Raw genomic sequence first — 15,595 nt, 5'->3', positions numbered from 1 at the left:
GTGCAGGCTGTGTTCTCGACATTTCCCGCACACACCCAGAAGGAGGTGCCATGAATCGGGATCAGCTCGAAGGCAAGCGTGACGAACTCGTCGCGCGTCTCAAGCAGGAATGGGCCGAGCTCACCGACGACGAGATCCGTCTCGCCGAAAGCAACGTGGACGAGCTCAAGGCCAAGATCCAGCAGAAGTACGGCGAGACGCGCGAAGCCGTTTCCGAGAAGTTCAACCGTATCGTCGAGGGGGTTAAGAACAATGACGCAGCTTGAGAAGGCACGCGACACCACGGACCTGCGCATGGTCGCCATCGCGCTGCTGCTCGCCGGCGGATCGGTCTTCTGCCTCGCCGGTTGCGAGGATCAGGGGCCGGCCGAGGAGATGGGCGAGTCCATCGACGAAGCGGCCGAAGAAGCCGGTGACGAGATGGAGGAAGCCACCGACGGCTGACGCATCGACGCAGGCCGTCCGGTCGCGTCCGTTACGTTCGGGCGCGGATGCGCCCCGCATCGGGACCGTCCCGGTGCGGGGCGCACTGCATTCGGGGCACGGAAGCCGGCCGCCTCCGCTACGCCGTGATCGGGTGCGGTCGGTATGCTGGGCGCCGGGTTCCGATCTCCACCTGCGCACCGCATGTCCGGCATTCGAACGCTCTGCGTCTACTGCGGCTCCAGCCGCGGGAATCATCCCGACTATCTTCACGCCGTGCGCGCGCTGGGCAGTGTCATCGCCGAACGCGGCATCCGGCTGGTATACGGCGGCGCCAGTGTCGGGATCATGGGCGCGCTCGCCGATGTGGTGCTGGCCGAGGGGGGCTCCGTGGTGGGCATCATCCCCGAGCACCTCGTGCGGCACGAGGTCGCGCATCAGCAGCTGTCGGACCTGCGCGTGGTTGCCTCGATGCACGAACGCAAGGCGCTGATGGCGGAGCTGTCCGATGCCTTCGTCGCCCTGCCCGGCGGACTGGGCACCATCGAGGAGCTGTTCGAGATGCTGACCTGGGCGCAGCTCGATCTGCATCGCAAGCCGTGCGGCGTGCTCAATGTCCGCGGCTACTTCGACCATCTGCTCGCCTTCCTCGACCATGCCGAGGCCGAGCAGTTCGTGCGCCCGCATCACCGCGCCATGCTGCAGGTGGCGGACGACGCCGAGGCGCTGCTGGCAGCGCTCGCGCGATACCGCGCGCCGGGGGCGCAGAAGTGGACCTGAAACGGCGTGCCGGGTGCGCAGCCGTGCCGGGAATCCTGCTGGTGCCGGTTCTGGTCGCCTGCGGCGGCAACGGTGGCGAGGCGGCGCCGCCGCCCGCGGAGCCGCGTACCGACTGGTCGCGCGCGGTGACGCACAGCCATCTCGATCTCGATCTGGCGGCGCTGACCGGGCGCGCGGTGGTCACGGCTGCCGATTCCGACTCCGGCGGCCTGTCGCTGGCCGCGGACGGTCTGAGCGTCGACGGTGTGCGCTGGCGCGGCGGACCGTTGCCGTACCGGGTGGTCGACGGTCGGCTCGATATCGGCATGCCCGACACCGATGGCGCTACCGACATCACCATCGCGTATCGCTTCGCGACCAGCGATGCCCTCGACGGCTGGAACGCCGCGGCGGGACACAGCTTCCTGTGGCCCGATTTCTGCGCCAACCTGTATCCGTGCCGTCCGGACCCCGCGGACGGACAGACCTTCTCGATGGAAGTGAGCGGTGGCGCTCCGGCGGAGACGGTGATACATCCCGCCAGCATCCCGGCACCCGCGCCGGGCTACGTTCCGGCGATCGCACGCGGCGACTACACCCGGCTGGATCTGGGTGCCACCGGGGCCGGTACGCGCGTTTCCGTCTGGTACCTGCCCGGTCAGGCCGAGGACGCGCTGGCCGGGGCCGCGCACCTTCCGGCGGTCGTGCAGTTCTACGAGACGCGGTACGGCCCCTATCCCTACGGCGACGAAGTCGGGTCGGTGTCGGTGGCATGGGGCGGCAACGCCTTCGGCGGCATGGAGCACCATCCGTTCTGGCACGTGGCCGCGGCGTCGCTGTCCGACCCCGCCGTGCACGCCCACGAAGCCGCGCACGGCTGGTACGGCAACGGCGTGCGCATGGCCTGCTGGGAGGACTTCGTGCTCTCCGAGGGCACCGCCAGCTACATGGCGGCGCGGGCGCTCGGTGCGCAGGGCGTGGATCTGTGGCCGGAGTACGCATGCAGCCTGCGGCGCATCTGCACCGACGATGCGCGCAACACGGTCGCCCGCCCGGAAGGCTGCAACGGCATCGCCATTCTCGATCACCCGATCTGGTCGCGCGTGCCCTACATGAAGGGCGCCTGGTTCCTGCGCGAGGTCGCTGCCGTGGTGGGAGCGGAGCCCCTCGACGACGCTTTGGCCGACTTCCATGCGGCGCGTGTCGGCTCGGCGGCGCGCATGGCCGACCTGGTCGATGCGCTGGCGGCCCGCTTCCCGTCCGAGGCGGCCGTGATCCGGCAGCAGGCCGACGGCTGGCTGCACCAGCGCACCTGCCCCGCGATTCCCGACGCCGGGTGCTGATGCCCGGCGACACGACCCCACTGCCGACAAGGGGGAAACGGCAATGTCCGAACGCGTTCTGAGAGCGAGCCTTTGGCTGGCATGTCCCTTCAATCTGCTGGCTGCGGCCATCGTGCTGCTGCCGGGCAGCTGGCTGGGGCAGCTCTACGGGCTGCCCGCCGACGTGCCGCCGCTGTATGCGGCGCTGACGGCGATGTTCATCGCCCTGTTCGGCGGCGCCTACCTGTGGCTGGCCGTCAGCACGACCATCGATCGCGCCCTGCTGGCGCTGGGTGCCATCGGCAAGCTCGCGGCCTTCGGGCTGTCGGGGGTGCTGGCTTTGAGCGGGCAGGCGCCGGTCCCCGTCGCGCTCGCGGCGCTGGGCGACCTCGGATTCGCGCTGGTGTGGCTGACATGGCTGCGGAGCGGCCGGCAGCCGGAGTGACGCCGCAGTAGCCCCGGCCCGCGCGGGCTGGTAGAGTGACAAATGTCAATAATCGACGACGCCGCGACACAAGCGGCGCGCGATGACGGCCGTCGGCATATCCGCCGGCCGTCATTCAGCAGCACATGCGAGGGAGGGAGACACCATGCGGATCGGCCTGGTCGTGGATTCGTCGTGCGATCTGCCGCACGACTTCATCGAGCAGCACGGCATCGTCGTGATGCCCATCATCGTGCAGGTCGACGGCCGCGCGTTCGTCGACAACCGGGATGACGAAACCACCGGCAACTTCTTTCGCGAGCATCTGGCGTCGCGCCACGACGCGCACACCGTGCCGTGCTCGCGCGAGCAGATCCTGGAGCTGTTCCTGTCGCGGCTGGTGCTGGAGTTCGACTACGTCTTCTGCGTGACCATAGCCAGCAGTCGCAGCCCCATCCACGAGAATGCGCAGGCGGCCGTCAACGAAGTCATCTCGCGCTACAAGCTGCCGCGCCGCGAAGCCGGCATCTCCGCACCCTTCGCGACGCGCGTGGTGGACAGCCAGAACGCGTTCGCGGCGGAGGCGCTGGTGGCCGCGGTCGCGGCGCAGGCCATCGCCGACGGTCACGGCTTCATGGCGGTGCGCGATCGCATGCATGCGCTGATCCCGCAGGTGCACGGCTACATGCTGCCGCGCGACCTGCATCATCTGCGCATGCGGGCCCGTGCCCGCGGCGATCGCTCGGTGAGCTGGCTGGGCGCCACCATCGGCAATGCCCTGGACATCAAGCCGCTGGTCAAGGGCTATCGCAACGAGACCTGGGCCTGCGCCAAGCTGCGGCACTTCGAGGAGGGCGCCGAGCGTCTGTTCCGCTACGCGGCGGCGCGCGTGGAGAAGGGGCTGCTGGAGCCCTTCGTGACCGTCTGCTACGCGGGCGACCTCGACGAGCTGCGAGCGTTGCCCGGCTACGCGCATCTCTCCGAAGCATGCGAGGCGAACGGCGTCGCGCTGCTCAGCGCCATGATGAGCATGTCGGGCGCAGCCAATGTCGGGGACGGCGCGCTGGGCCTCGCGCTCGCCGACGAGGAGCACGAATTCGAGGCGTGACCAACCCGCCGGGCCCCCCGGTGATCAGCTGATGCCGGCCATCGGCGGGCTGACCCGCACCGCGAAGGGCATGGTGATCTCGTAGGTGATGCCGGTCCCGCGGCCGCCGTTGCGCCCGCATCGCATCGACGAGCAGTAGAAGCGGCGACCGTCCGGGGAGAACGCCGGACCCGATACCTCCGATCCGCGCACGGTGTTGTCCGGCAGGCGCAGCAGCGGGATGGTGACGCCGTCCGGCATCAGCACCATGGCGCGCATGTCGCCGCCGTCCTCGACGCAGACGATGTCGCCGTCGTCGGTCATCAGCAGGTTGTCTACTCCGAACAGGGCGGGTTCGTCCGGATCGACCGGCGAGCCGTCCGGCTGCGCCTGCGGCGAGTAGATGCTCTCGACGGTCTGCCCGACGGTGTCGATGGCCCAGATGTTGTCGTCGCTCTTGGTGGAGAAGAACACGAATCCGTCGAGGAACCAGCAGCCCTCGTTGCCGGCGAACACCGTGGTCTCGTCACTGTAGACCTGGCGCTGGGGGCGGCCGTCGTTGACCGCGTCGACCCAGCGGATCGGAGCCGGGCCCTGGCGCGCCGCCGCGATGCCGCCCTCGACGACCAGTACCTGCAGCACCCCGTCCTCGAGCTGCGGCCGCTGCCCGCGCGGCCAGTCGGCCTCGCTGAAGACATTGCGGTAGAAGCGGTCGTCGCCGCCGAAGTCCTCGGTGTGATAGATCGTGCGGTGGTCGACGTCGATGGCGAACTGCTCGTGGCCCTTGCGGCCGAAGATGTCGAGTCGCCGGCCGGCGACATTGCCACCCAGGGGGTCGCACTCGAACACGTAGCCGTCGGTGATCTCCTCGCCGCTCAGCCAGGTGCCCCAGGGCGTGGCCACACCGGAGCAGTTGGTCGTGGTGTTCTCCAGCACCCGGTAGGCATCGACCAGGGTACCGTCCGCGGCGAAGCGCAGCGCGCCCACGCCGCCGCGCAGCCCGGTGCCCAGCGCGGCCACGTTCTCGCGCGAGACGATCGGTTGCAGGGGCTGGACCAGCCCGCCGCTGGTGGCGTCGCGCACCTCCGAGTTGGCGATGTAGATCCAGCCGCCGTCCGGCAGCGCGAAGACGCCGGCGCCGTCGGGGTCGCGGATCCACTCGAACGGCGAGCTGGCAGGCAGGGGCTGCTCGCCCGCCACCGCCACCACGCGCGACGTGAACCCGGCCGGCAGCGACACCCCGTTCTCGTCCGGCGCCTGCAGCGGGCCGATGTCCGCGAACCGGCTGCGCGCGACCCCGTTGCCGCGCGGTCCGTCGCTGCCGCACGCGGTCAGGGCGCTGGCCGCCGAGATGCTGCCGGCGGTGAGCAGCAGGTTGCGGAGGAAGGCGCGGCGCGGGAGGCCTTGCGCCTCGATGGTGCGGAGTAGCGGATGCATGCGGGTGCTCGTTCGCGAAGGGCGGGATGTTGCCGGGAACCGCACGCATATTGCCTCCGTCGGCGCGTCACCGCGACCCGCAGCCCGAGGCGCGGAGAGTGATCGAACCGCGTGCTCCCTCGCCGGCGTCCGGCAGCGCGCATTCCGTCGGCGCCGCCCCGAAAGGCGCGCGCCGGATCTGTAACCGGGCTGTCACACGAGCGGCATCAAAGTGTCATCACCGGGCTGTAGCCTCGCGCTCGTTTTCCGGGGGTCGGGGATTCCAGACCGGAGCTCACATGACAAGGACGTTCCCGATGCGGACGTCGGATGAGCGAGTCGCGTGACCGTGCTGCGCCGAGGCACCGCGCGCCGCCGTCACCTTGTGCGGCACCGGCAGCCCGAAGGCCTTCCCACCCCCACCGGATTTCGTCCGGGCGCACGCCTGAACGGCACGCGCTCGAACCGTCAATTGCAGCCTGAAACGAGGTCATAATGCGCCGGTTAGGTCTGAAAAGTGTCGCTGCAGCCGTTCTCGCGTGCTACGCCGCCATCGCCGGCGCCGACGACGAGCTGGTCATCTATGCCTTCAGCAACGGCCTGCCGGCGACCGGGACCATCGTCGTGCTGGATGGCGGCAAGCGCCGTCCCATCGACGAGACCGGCGCCGTCGATTTCGACCTTTCCGCCGGTCAGCACAGCATCTCGCTGACCAAGGGCGGCGCCACGCTCCATACCTTCCAGTTCACCTCCGCGCAGGGGCAGCTCGTCGACATCAACGTCGCGCTCTCCGATGATGCCGACCCGCAGGTCTCGGTGGAGACCTACTTCAAGACCGAGACCGCACGCGATCGTTCGCAGGCGCCGAAGGGCGCCATCTCCGGGCGCATCACGCGCGACGGCGAGACATTGAGCGGCGCGCAGGTGCGCGTGCTGGGCACCGACGCAACGGCCCAGACCGATCCGGGCGGCCGCTATCAGCTCGAGCTGGCGCGCGGCGTCTACCAGTTCGAGATCACGCATCCCGACATGCCGGAGGCGGTCACCGAGACCGTGCGCGTGGTCAGCGACATCGAGAAGACCGAGAACGTGCGCCTCGGTGGCACCGGCACCGCCGGTGGCCCGAGCCTGCCCGGCGAGATCGAGGAAGTGGTCGCGGTCGCCAAGTTCCAGCCCACCGCCTTCGGCGAGAGCGAGCAGTTCTCGGCCAACGTGCTGGAGACCATCAGCCTGGAGCAGCTGTCGCGCTTCGGCGATTCGGACGTCGCCGCTTCGGTGGTCCGCGTCCCCAGCGTCACCGTCCAGGACAACCGCTTCGTCTTCATCCGCGGCCTGGGTGGCCGGTACGTGACCACCACGCTCAACGGCGCAACGCTGCCCAGCACGGATCCGACCAAGCGCGAGGTGCCGCTGGATCTGTTCCCCAGCAACATCGTCAAGCAGCTCGACGTCAAGAAGACCTTCCTCGCGGGGATGCCCGGCGAGAGCACCGGCGGCAACCTGGTCATCAACACGCGTACCTTCCCTGACGATGCGGCCGGGAAGCTCTCGCTGAGCCTCGGGTACACCTCCGGGCTGACCGGCGACGATGTCGCGGCCGATCCGTCCGACGGCAGCTTTGACCTGTTCGGCTTCGACGACGGTTCGCGCGCCGTCCCGGGCGGGGTCAGGGCCATCGCCGCCCTGCTCAGCTGCGAGCCGTGCGAAACCGAGCTCACCACCGGTCAGCGGCGGGAGCTCAACCGGGTCGGCGCCGTGCAGCTCATGAACGATCTCGAGCTGGACACCGCGACCGCCACCCCCAAGGTGTCGCTGGGGGCCAACTACGGCGACGTCTATCAGGTCGGCGGCAATGAGCTCGGGTTCTTCGCGGCCGCCAACTACCGCAACGGCTGGGGCCAGAAGGAGTCCGGCATAAGCCGCACCTATCGCGGCGGCGGCGAGGGCTTCGTCTTCGACAACTTCACCTTCGAGGAATCGTCCAACACGGTCGATGCAAGCGGCCTGCTGTCCATGGGCCTGAATGTCGGAGACAGCAGCTATCAGGCGACGACGCTGCTCTCCCGCGCCACCGAATCGACGGTCCGTGTCTCGGAGGGCACCGGTGGTGACTCCGGCGCCGAGTCGGTTCGCTATTCCATCGACTGGGAGGAGCGCCAGTTCATCTCGCAGCAGTTCTCCGGCGAGCATTTCATCGGCGGCATCAGCGGTCTCGCGGCCGACTGGCAGGTCACTGCCAGCAATGCGCGGCGCTATGCGCCCGATCGCCGCGAGGTCCGGTTCGACCTCGAGGGCGAGGACGGCGTCTACGACCTGCTGATCGCGAACCTCAGCCGCACCTACGAAGAGCTGTCCGACGACAATCTGGACGCGTCGGCGGATCTGGAATATCTGTTCGACAACGCCCTCGGCGACGCCACCGTCGACTTCGGTGTGCAGTTCATCCATCGCGAACGCGATGCCGACTCGGAGTCGTACGGCTTCAGCGGGAACGAGAGCGCTTTCGACTCGAACGCCCCGAATCTGCTGGTCAGCGATGTCGTCAACATGGACAACATCACCGGCAATCCGGGTACCGGGCTCGCGTTCTCCAATCTGACCTCGCCGAGCCAGAGCTACGAGGCCGAGCTCGATCTGAACAGCGTGTATGCCTCGTTCTCGCAGCGCTTCGCCTCGGCCTACCAGGCCATCATCGGCCTGCGCTACGAGGATTATCAGCAGGTCACCGACACCTTCAGCGTCTTCGGCGGCGGCGGTCCCGTGCAGTCGAAGATCGACGAGGGCGCGGTCCTTCCCAGCCTGGCGCTGAACTATGAAATCAGTGATCGCCAGCAGGTCCGCTTTGCCGCCAGTCGGACGGTGTCGCGGCCGGACTTCAAGGAGACCGCGAACTCGGCCTTCGTGGACGATCAGTTCAACTTCCGCGTTCGCGGCAACCCGCTGCTCAAGGTTTCGGATGTCACCAACCTGGACCTGCGCTGGGAGATGTACTGGAACGACACCGAAACCGTAAGCGTGGCGCTCTTCCAGAAGACCATCGACAACCCCATCGAGCGCGTGCTGCTCGCCGCATCGGGTACCGCCAGCAACTCGCGCACCTTCGAGAACGGCGAGGAAGCGGAGCTGTACGGCATCGAGCTCGACGGGCGCAAGGACTTCGCGTTCAACGAAGCCGCCACCCGCAGCATGTTCGTGGCGCTGAACACCAGCCTCATCGACTCCGAGGTCGAGCTCGGTGGTGGCGAGACCCGTCGTCTGCAGGGGCAGCCGGAGTACACCTTCAACCTGGTGGTGGGCTACGACGACTTCACCGGCAGCACGCGTCACGAGGTCACCGCGCTCCTGAATCAGTCGGGCGAGACGATCGTCGACGTCGGTGTGCAGGGGCAGGCCGACGTGGTCGAGGAGCCGCGCCTGGCCCTGGACCTGAACTACAAGTGGTTCCTCAGCGACTCCCTGACGCTCAAGGCGAAGGCGGGGAATCTTTTGGACGAGGTCGTCCAGTTCACTCAAGGCGGCCGTGTGTATCAGGAGTACAGGCAAGGCGTGACGCTTGAAGCGGGCCTCGATTGGAACTTCTAGCCCACTGCTGTCGCCTGCGAGTCGAAGCGTTCTACGCAGTCATTTAATGAAACCTACGGAGTTGTTATGAAAGTCTCAAACCTGTTGCTTATTAGCACCGTCGCTGTAGGCGCTTTGGGCGGACTGTACGGTTGCACCGAAGGCGACGAGACCTCGATCGTGGTCGAGGGCGATACCAGCAATCCGGACAACGGCAACGGCGGCAACGGCGACATCTCGCAGAACTGCCCGCCGGAGTTCTCCGACGCACGTCCGCAGACGGCCGACGGCACCGACGTGTGCGAGCTCAACGCCAACATCGTCAGCGACGTGACCCTGACCAGCGACATCATCTGGCGCATCGACGGTCGCGTCACCGTCGGCAACGGTGATCGCGAGCTCGCGAGCGAGACGCAGCTCGCCAATGGCCAGGACCTGCTGAACGTGACGATGACGATCGAGCCGGGCACCCACCTGGTCGGCGCCGATGCGTTCTCGCCGGACCTCTTCTCCAACCTCGTCATCACCCGCGGCTCGCGCATCATCGCCGACGGTACCGCCGACGCGCCGATCGTCTTCTCGTCCGAGGACGATGACTTCGAAGGCAACCAGGAGTGGGGCGGTCTGATCCTCTCCGGCTTCGCGCCGCACAACGCTTGCGAAGGCGACTTCTGCAACGTCGACGGCGAGGGCAATGCGGGCTTCATCGGCGGCGACAATCCCGATGACAGCAGCGGCATCCTGCGCTACGTCGTGCTTGCCGAGGGCGGCGAGATCATCAACGACGATGGTGACGAGATCAACGGCATCTCCTTCAACGCGGTCGGCTCGGGCACCACGCTCGAGTACATCCAGGTGCACGGGAATACCGACGACGGCATCGAGTTCTACGGCGGTACCGTCGACGCCAAGTACGTCGTGCTGACCGCGAACCAGGACGATTCGCTCGACTGGGACGAGGGCTACCAGGGCAATATCCAGTTCATGCTGCTCATCCAGGATTCCGAGAACGGCGACCATTGCATCGAGGCCGATACCTTCGGCAACCCGGTGCCGCCGGAGTCCAAGCCGACCATCGCGAACGCGACCATCGTGTGCGCCGGCGACCCCGAGTACGCGTCCTTCCGCATGAAGGAAGGCACGGGCGGCTTCTTCCACGGCACGGTTCTTTCGAACCTCGCCGGCGGCCCCGAGAACTGCGTCGGCGTCGAGGACGATGCGCGCGACAACCGCAACTCGTCGCTGGTCTTCGATCAGTTCATTGCCGACTGCACGAACTTCGAGATCGCCGGCCCGAACAAGGACCAGATCGGCACCTCGGAGCCCGCGCTCAGCACCGAGAACGTCTTCCAGGTGGATGCCGCGCTGAACGCCCTCTACGGCTCGCAGGCCGCGGAAGCGCGTCTGGCCGAGACCATCAACTGGGGGCAGTACAGCGTCGACAACTACGAGGAGAGCGTCGCCGACCCGTCGTTCTTCACGCCGACCAACTACCTCGGCGCGGTCGATCCGGACGCCACCGAGGCCTGGTGGCAGGGCTGGACGCTGGAAGGCACGGTGCCGTAAGCCGGGCGATCCGCCTCGGCGGATGGATCCAGCATTCTGTTGTACGCGGACGGCGGCCTTCGGGCCGCCGTTCTCGTTGGGCCTCGCGATGCGTGCACGGCTGGCGAAGCGCGCGTCGGCGCGCAACACTGCGCATTGCGCCGTCGCGCGAGTGCGCAGGCTGCCGTTCCCATTCATCCCCGGGGCTCCCATGCATCTGTCCGCCAGCGACATCGCGGCACTCGCCGTGCAGCACAAGGTTCACTTCCTCAACGAGCGGGCTATCCGCGACAACCGCTCGCTGGGCGATGCGGCTGGTCTGCGCGGCCTCGGCATCCACCTCATCACCGTGCAGCCGGGCGACGCCTCCACCGAGCTTCACGTGCATCGCTGCGAGGAGGAGGCCATCTACGTGCTGTCCGGCCGGGGAACGGCGACCGTCGGCGACGACGTGGTGGCGATCGGGCCGGGGGACTTCATCGGCTGTCCGGCCGGCGGTGCCGCGCACGACATGCACGCCGAGGGCGACGCACCGCTGGTCTGCCTGGTGATCGGGCAGCGGCTCGAGCACGATGTGGTCGACTACCCGCGTCTCGGCAAGCGCCTGTACCGCAACAGCGGGGAGTGGAACCTGGTCGAGCATTCGGCCATTGCGCGCATCGCGCGCTAGTGGTCCGCGTCTGCCTCCACGGGCACGATGGCCTCGTCGGTGCTCGTGCCGATGCGCGCGATCAGCGCTTCCAGCAGGTGCCGCTCGTGGGCGGCGACATCTCCGGCGTCGCCGGTGACCGCGCCGCTCCAGATCATGGGCAGCTGCTCGCGATCCGGTTCACGCGCCCACATGCGCAGCAGATAGACGCGCCATCGGCCCCTGCGGTCCGCATCGGTGCTGTCCGGATCGCCCTCCAGCGTGCGGTGTTCCACCTGCAGGACGTAGTCGAAGCGGTCGGACACCGTGGTGGCGATGCCGGCCTCGCCGAGGAGCGTGTCGATGGTCTCGCAGGCGCGCGCCTCCGCGGTATCGCCGATGACCCGCGGGATCACGGCCACCGAGCCGCTGCGGTCGAATGATCGAACCGGGTCCGCGTCGGCACGGACGTAGCCCACCGGCTTGGGGCCGATGCAGGCGGTGAGCAGGACGGCCACCAGCACCGCACACGGCACGCCGGCGGGCGCACGTCCGCGGTGCGCGGTACGGCCGGCCCGTTCAGCGCGGAGTCGCCCGGCAGTGCGATAGTGCTTGCCGGCCGCTCTCGGCAGTGCGTTCGTGGCGGCAGACCGCAGTGCAGGCATCGCGCTGTATGGAAAGGGGCGTCGGGCAAGATTGATGTCCCGCCGGCCGCGATGCAAGCACCCCGGAATCGCCGACCAGGACCATCATGCCCGAGCCACGTGCCCTCATCGCGGAGCGCCCATTCCAGAGCGTGCCCATCCTTCTGCTGCTGGCCGCCGCCGCCTGCGCGTTCGCCTACGGCATCACCACGCCGACGCTGACGCTGGAGAAGTTCGTGGTCGTCGAGAAGACGTACTCGATCCTCAACGGCGTCCGCGGCTTCTGGCAGAACCAGCAGTACTTCCTGTTCGTCGTGGTGGGCGGGTTCAGTCTCTGTCTGCCGGTGCTCAAGATGATCCTGCTGAGCGCGATCCTGATACTGCCGCGTCGCCCGGGTGTCTTCGCGCCGCTGGTCGATTTCGTCGACCGCATCGGTCGCTGGTCGATGCTGGATGTCTTCGTGGTGGCCACGCTGGTGACCACGGTCCAGCTCGGTGCCCTCGCCAAGGTGACCATTCACAGCGGCATCTATGCCTTCGGCGCCTGCGTCATCGCGACGCTGGTGGGTTCCACCTGGACCTCTGCCCTCCTGCGTGACGCCAACCGTCGGGCGCTCGCCGCGGCCGCCTGAGAAGGCTTCCGCGGACCGCACGGGATGCCGGATCGCGCATTAATTTGACAGCATTAAATTAATAGCGTTAACTGTATCCATGCCACGCACTCCCTATTCGGACGAAGAAGTCGCCACCCGGCGCAACGCCATCCTCGATGCAGCCATGGAACTGCACGACGACGGCGGCGTGGCGGCGCTGAGCTTCCGCAATATCGCCGCGCGTCTGGGCTTCAGCTACGCCACGCCGTACCGCTACTTCGCCAGCAAGGAGGCGCTGCTGACGGCGCTGCGCGCGCGTGTCTTCCGCTGGATGGAGGGCATCCTGATGGATGCGGTCGAGCGGGCGCCCGACCCCATGCGCAAGCTGGAAGCCCTGGCCGGGGCCTATGTGCGCGCCGGCATCGACAAGCCGAGCCGTTACGCGCTGATGTTCTTCCGGAACGACGAGCTCTCGCGGGAGCCGCGCTCGCTGGAGCTGGTCGCCGCCAAGCGCGACGCGCTGGATGTCTGTACCCGCGTGGTTGCAGCGGCGCAGGAAGCCGGTGTCCTGCGTCTGTCGGTCGACCCGCTGACCGCGGCGCATCTGTTCTGGGCGAGCGCGCACGGCATGGTCTCGCTGCAGGTCGCCGGCCAGTTCGTCATGGGCCGTTCGCTGGAGGCCCTGATCCCCGAGATGATCGCGACCTTCCTGGCCGGGCTCGAACGCCGTGCCGACCAGGATGCCGTGGACGCACCCCGTTACCGCATGACGTAGCCGACGAGACGCCGCCCGAGAGCGGCAGGAGGAGATCATGAACGCACCGCACGCCTGTCCCGAAGTCCGCCGCATTCCCTTCGACTATCCGTCCGACATGTCGGCCGACTGGAATCCGCGCGATCCGGAGTTGAGCGCGCTGCTCAACGGTCTGTCGCTGACCATGCCGTACCTCGAGCCGTACCTCATCCGCACCATGCGCGAGGCGGCAGCCCGCATCACCGACCCCGCGCTGCGCGCCGAGGCGGAGGCCTTCATGGGGCAGGAGGGGCAGCACTTCCGCGCGCACCGTCGCTTCAACGACATCATCAAGGCCAAGGGCTGCCCGCGCCTCGCCGAGGTCGAGGACGAGATGGAGCGCTCCTACGCGCGGCTGCAGCAGCGCTCGCTGCCGGTGCGCATGGCCTATTCCGCAGGCTTCGAGGCGATGACCATCGGCCTGTCGCGATGGCTCATCGAGGATCGCGTCCGGCTGTCCGCCGGGGCCGACAGCCGCGTGGTGTCGATGGTGCTCTGGCACATGGTCGAGGAGACCGAGCACAAGCTCGTCGCCTTCGATGTCTACCAGGCCCTGCACGGTCGATACTGGCGCCGGATGATCGGTGTCTTCCACGGTTCGTTGCACGTGCTCTACTACGGGATGCGCGGCTGCATGATGCAGATGCGCGAGAGCGGTCGTACCGGGTGGCGCCCGCGCTGGCGCCTGCTGGTGCGTTTCGCCTGGATGGCGCGCAGCGTGCTGCCGGCGCTGCTGCACGCCGCGCTGCCCGGCCACGATCCGCGCAAGACGCCCGATCCCGCCTGGGTGACGGCCTGGCTGGCTGCCTACCGCGCCGAGGGTGGCAGCGGCGTGCCGCTGGTCGACACCGCCGATCCGGACATGCCCATTCCATTCCGGTCCACCGTTCAGCGGGCCGCATCGTGACGGATGGCGATGCACTGGACGGCATCCGCCGCCACCTGATCGGTCACGGCGCGCTGCTGCTGTTCGTCGGCGGCGTGATCGGCTTCGGCTTCCTGTTCTTCCTCATCGGCAGGCTCGAGCTCTGGCCGCTTCCGGGCGCGATCGACTACCAGATGCCCGGTACCTACGACGCGTGGCGCATGGCGCACATGGAAGCCATCGTCAACGGCTTCGGCCTGTGGCTGGCAGCGGCCATACTGCCCATGCTGCCGCTGGGCCTGAAAGCCCTGCGCGGCGTCGGCTATGGTCTGATCGTGGTGGCGTGGACCTTCGTGGTGGCGTCGAGCCTCGATCCGCTCTTCCCGGACAGCCGCGGCCTGGCCTTCGGCGGCCCGTGGACGAACACGACGGCGTTCTTCCTGTTCTACGTCGGTGTCCTGCTGATCATGGTGATCACCGCCGCCATCGCGTGGCGCTGCCTGCGGCCCGGGGCGGGCGCAGCTTCCTGACGGGGATAGCGTCTCAGGCGCTGGCGTCCAGCCCCAGACCGCGGGCCGCGCGCGACAGCTCCGTTTCCAGGTAGGCCACGCACAGTCGCAGACGCGCGGGGGAATGGCGGCGGTGCGGGTAGACCGCGTGGATCGCGACGGCCGGTAGCGGATGCGCCGCGAGGACCGTCTCCAGGCGCCCGGCGGCGAGATCCTCGTGCACGTCCCAGATCGACTTCTGCACCAGGCCAGCCCCCTGCAGAGCCCACAGGTGCGCGGTCTCGCCGTCGCTGCTCGCCAGGGCGCCCGCTACCGGCACCACCGTGCCGTCGGCGAAGCGCCACTCCGAGGTCGGTGGATAGCCCGTGCGGATGCAATCGTGAGCCGCCAGATCGGCAGGCGTCCGCGGCCGCCCGCGGCGCGACAGATAGGCCGGAGATGCGCAGATCACGCGCCGGTTCGGTGCCAGCTGGCGGGCGATGAGTGTCGAATCGGGCAGCGCCCCGAAGCGCACTGCAAGATCGAACCCGTCATCCACCAGATGGACCAGCGCGTCGCTGGTGTGGAGCTGGATGCGCAAGCCCGGATGCATCGCCTGGAAACGATGCAGCAGCGGCGCGAGTCGGCGCCCGAAGGCCACCGTGGAGGTCATGCGCAAGGTACCCGACGCCGTGGCGCTGCCGCGCGCCACCTCGGTCTCGGCATCGTCGATCTCGGCGAGTATGCGTGCGCAGTGCGCCCGGAAGGCGGCGCCTGCATCGGTCAGGGCGATGCTGCGCGTCGTGCGCTGCACCAGCCGCGTGCCCAGACGCTTCTCCAGCCGCGCCAGTCGTCGGCTGACCACCGCCGGGGACACGCCGAGCCGGTGCCCGGCAGCGGCCATGCTGCCGGTCGCGGCGATGGCGGCGAGTGTTTCCATGTCGACCAGGCGGTCGGTCACGCGCGGGTGATGGCTGGCATTTCAGCAATTATTGCAAATTGCGCAATGAATGATTGACCGAAACGCTGTTTATCGCGAACGGTTGC

16 protein-coding genes are annotated in these 15,595 nt (G+C 68.2%); 13 read left to right on the top strand and 3 right to left on the bottom strand.

Going from position 1 to position 15,595, the window contains the following annotated elements; genetic code table 11:
* Positions 1-50 precede the first annotated feature (50 nt).
* The 6 genes from KAH28_RS14250 (at position 51) to KAH28_RS14225 (ending at position 4,036) form a co-directional block, all read left to right on the top strand.
* Positions 51-266 carry a CsbD family protein gene (locus KAH28_RS14250; protein ID WP_290577693.1) on the top strand — a complete coding sequence of 72 codons (216 nt, stop codon included), beginning with the start codon at positions 51-53 and terminating at the stop codon, positions 264-266.
* Entirely contained in the window at positions 253-444 is a 192-nt protein-coding gene (locus KAH28_RS14245; RefSeq protein WP_290577692.1) for a hypothetical protein, read from the top strand. Before KAH28_RS14250 ends, KAH28_RS14245 begins: the two co-directional genes overlap by 14 nt.
* 192 nt (positions 445-636) lie before the next feature.
* Positions 637-1,203 carry a TIGR00730 family Rossman fold protein gene (locus KAH28_RS14240; RefSeq protein WP_366918202.1) on the top strand — a complete coding sequence of 189 codons (567 nt, stop codon included), beginning with the start codon at positions 637-639 and terminating at the stop codon, positions 1,201-1,203.
* Between the two features lie 23 nt (positions 1,204-1,226).
* Positions 1,227-2,525, top strand: a complete 1,299-nt coding sequence (locus KAH28_RS14235; protein ID WP_290577690.1) for a M1 family aminopeptidase — start codon at positions 1,227-1,229, stop codon at positions 2,523-2,525.
* Between the two features lie 43 nt (positions 2,526-2,568).
* The gene (locus KAH28_RS14230) at positions 2,569-2,949 is read left to right on the top strand and encodes a hypothetical protein (RefSeq protein ID WP_290577689.1); all 381 of its coding nucleotides are present in this window, start codon (positions 2,569-2,571) and stop codon (positions 2,947-2,949) included.
* Positions 2,950-3,094: 145 nt separating this feature from the next.
* On the top strand, positions 3,095-4,036 hold the full coding sequence (locus KAH28_RS14225; protein WP_290577688.1) for a DegV family protein: 942 nt from the start codon (positions 3,095-3,097) through the stop codon (positions 4,034-4,036).
* A 24-nt stretch (positions 4,037-4,060) separates the two neighbouring features.
* Here KAH28_RS14225 and KAH28_RS14220 read toward each other — a convergent pair whose 3' ends face one another.
* Positions 4,061-5,452 carry an alkaline phosphatase PhoX gene (locus KAH28_RS14220; protein ID WP_290577687.1) on the bottom strand — a complete coding sequence of 464 codons (1,392 nt, stop codon included), beginning with the start codon at positions 5,450-5,452 and terminating at the stop codon, positions 4,061-4,063.
* A gap of 474 nt (positions 5,453-5,926) precedes the next feature.
* Here KAH28_RS14220 and KAH28_RS14215 point away from each other — a divergent pair, with 474 nt between their 5' ends.
* From KAH28_RS14215 to KAH28_RS14205, 3 genes are all read left to right on the top strand, one after another.
* Complete coding sequence (locus tag KAH28_RS14215) at positions 5,927-9,013, top strand: TonB-dependent receptor (protein ID WP_290577686.1); 3,087 nt, start codon at positions 5,927-5,929, stop codon at positions 9,011-9,013.
* Between the two features lie 66 nt (positions 9,014-9,079).
* Positions 9,080-10,558, top strand: coding sequence for a hypothetical protein (locus tag KAH28_RS14210; RefSeq protein WP_290577684.1), 1,479 nt, complete (start codon positions 9,080-9,082; stop codon positions 10,556-10,558).
* Between the two features lie 190 nt (positions 10,559-10,748).
* A complete protein-coding gene (locus KAH28_RS14205; protein ID WP_290577682.1) occupies positions 10,749-11,207 on the top strand; it encodes a cupin domain-containing protein in 459 nt (152 codons plus the stop codon).
* On the opposite strand, the gene KAH28_RS14200 is transcribed toward KAH28_RS14205, so the two are convergent.
* The gene (locus KAH28_RS14200; protein WP_290577680.1) at positions 11,204-11,689 is read right to left on the bottom strand and encodes a hypothetical protein; all 486 of its coding nucleotides are present in this window, start codon (positions 11,687-11,689) and stop codon (positions 11,204-11,206) included. The two genes, KAH28_RS14205 and KAH28_RS14200, sit on opposite strands and share 4 nt — an antisense overlap.
* Positions 11,690-11,916: 227 nt before the next feature.
* Here KAH28_RS14200 and KAH28_RS14195 point away from each other — a divergent pair, with 227 nt between their 5' ends.
* From KAH28_RS14195 to KAH28_RS14180, 4 genes are all read left to right on the top strand, one after another.
* Entirely contained in the window at positions 11,917-12,441 is a 525-nt protein-coding gene (locus tag KAH28_RS14195; RefSeq protein WP_290577678.1) for a paraquat-inducible protein A, read from the top strand.
* 79 nt (positions 12,442-12,520) lie between these two features.
* Entirely contained in the window at positions 12,521-13,177 is a 657-nt protein-coding gene (locus tag KAH28_RS14190; protein WP_290577676.1) for a TetR/AcrR family transcriptional regulator, read from the top strand.
* Positions 13,178-13,214: 37 nt separating this feature from the next.
* Positions 13,215-14,102, top strand: a complete 888-nt coding sequence (locus KAH28_RS14185; protein WP_290577674.1) for a metal-dependent hydrolase — start codon at positions 13,215-13,217, stop codon at positions 14,100-14,102.
* A complete protein-coding gene (locus KAH28_RS14180; RefSeq protein ID WP_290577672.1) occupies positions 14,099-14,590 on the top strand; it encodes a hypothetical protein in 492 nt (163 codons plus the stop codon). The genes KAH28_RS14185 and KAH28_RS14180 overlap by 4 nt, the downstream gene beginning before the upstream one ends.
* Before the next feature lie 13 nt (positions 14,591-14,603).
* Here KAH28_RS14180 and KAH28_RS14175 read toward each other — a convergent pair whose 3' ends face one another.
* Positions 14,604-15,509 (bottom strand): LysR family transcriptional regulator, encoded by a 906-nt coding sequence (locus KAH28_RS14175; protein ID WP_290577670.1) that lies wholly within the window; start codon positions 15,507-15,509, stop codon positions 14,604-14,606.
* Positions 15,510-15,595: the final 86 nt, after the last annotated feature.

The organism is Algiphilus sp. (genome assembly GCF_023145115.1).
Lineage (GTDB): Bacteria > Pseudomonadota > Gammaproteobacteria > Nevskiales > Nevskiaceae > Algiphilus.
The sequence above is the reverse complement of the archived record's forward strand: the minus strand, read 5'-3'. Positions and strand labels throughout refer to the sequence as shown.

Coding starts and splice junctions, on each gene's coding strand:
- KAH28_RS14250 (WP_290577693.1), top strand. CDS start 51: ATGAATCGGGATCAGCTCGAAGGCAAGCGTGACGAACTCGTCGCGCGT.
- KAH28_RS14245 (WP_290577692.1), top strand. CDS start 253: ATGACGCAGCTTGAGAAGGCACGCGACACCACGGACCTGCGCATGGTC.
- KAH28_RS14230 (WP_290577689.1), top strand. CDS start 2,569: ATGTCCGAACGCGTTCTGAGAGCGAGCCTTTGGCTGGCATGTCCCTTC.
- KAH28_RS14225 (WP_290577688.1), top strand. CDS start 3,095: ATGCGGATCGGCCTGGTCGTGGATTCGTCGTGCGATCTGCCGCACGAC.
- KAH28_RS14220 (WP_290577687.1), bottom strand. CDS start 5,452: ATGCATCCGCTACTCCGCACCATCGAGGCGCAAGGCCTCCCGCGCCGC.
- KAH28_RS14215 (WP_290577686.1), top strand. CDS start 5,927: ATGCGCCGGTTAGGTCTGAAAAGTGTCGCTGCAGCCGTTCTCGCGTGC.
- KAH28_RS14210 (WP_290577684.1), top strand. CDS start 9,080: ATGAAAGTCTCAAACCTGTTGCTTATTAGCACCGTCGCTGTAGGCGCT.
- KAH28_RS14205 (WP_290577682.1), top strand. CDS start 10,749: ATGCATCTGTCCGCCAGCGACATCGCGGCACTCGCCGTGCAGCACAAG.
- KAH28_RS14195 (WP_290577678.1), top strand. CDS start 11,917: ATGCCCGAGCCACGTGCCCTCATCGCGGAGCGCCCATTCCAGAGCGTG.
- KAH28_RS14190 (WP_290577676.1), top strand. CDS start 12,521: ATGCCACGCACTCCCTATTCGGACGAAGAAGTCGCCACCCGGCGCAAC.
- KAH28_RS14185 (WP_290577674.1), top strand. CDS start 13,215: ATGAACGCACCGCACGCCTGTCCCGAAGTCCGCCGCATTCCCTTCGAC.